The following is a 720-nucleotide window of genomic DNA, read 5'->3' on the forward strand; positions in this document are numbered from 1 at the left end:
TACTAATGTTAGGAGGCATTGTTTTATGATTATTAAAGCTATAGCTATATTTATTCTTCAAATTATATATGTTCCTCTTTTAACTTTAAGAACTACCTTTGTAATAAAAGGAGAAAAAATTCATGCTTCTATACTTGCATTATTAGAAGCTATTATTTACATAATTTCTCTTGGTATAGTATTTTCAGATTTAAAAAATCTATATAATATAGTTGCTTATATTTCAGGTTATGGTCTTGGAATTTATCTTGGAGGGTTCATAGAAGAAAAACTTGCTTTTGGATATAGATGTGTTCATGTAATAGTAAAAGAAAAGAATTTAGATTTAATAAAAAAACTAAGAGATTTAAAATTTGGAGTTACTACTTATGTTGGAGAAGGAATAAATAGTGAATGCCGTTATAGAATTGAAGTTATTTCACATAGAAGTAGAGAAAAGGAACTTATTTCAACTATTTATAAAATTGATCCTTCAGCTTTTATTGTTTCTTATGAAATCACTGAATTTAAAGGTGGCTTTTTAGTTAAACAACCTAAAAAGTAAAAAATATTTATAATTAATTATTGAAGTGAATTAATATTTTAATATGAAAAAAGAATGATAAGTATTAAATTTCTATTCACATTTTCACTAATTATTAATTTTTAAAAATACTTATCTTTCTTAATATCATATAGACTTTTTCTTATTTATTTTATAACATTAGCTCTTTCCATAAT

1 protein-coding gene is annotated in these 720 nt (G+C 22.5%); it reads left to right on the plus strand.

Annotation, left to right across the window (positions count from 1 at the left end; translation table 11 throughout):
• Positions 1-25 precede the first annotated feature (25 nt).
• Positions 26-544 carry a DUF2179 domain-containing protein gene (locus GBZ86_RS16480; RefSeq protein ID WP_152892478.1) on the plus strand — a complete coding sequence of 173 codons (519 nt, stop codon included), beginning with the start codon at positions 26-28 and terminating at the stop codon, positions 542-544.
• Positions 545-720 lie beyond the last annotated feature (176 nt).

This window comes from Clostridium tarantellae, assembly GCF_009295725.1.
In the GTDB taxonomy this organism is placed as follows: domain Bacteria; phylum Bacillota; class Clostridia; order Clostridiales; family Clostridiaceae; genus Sarcina; species Sarcina tarantellae.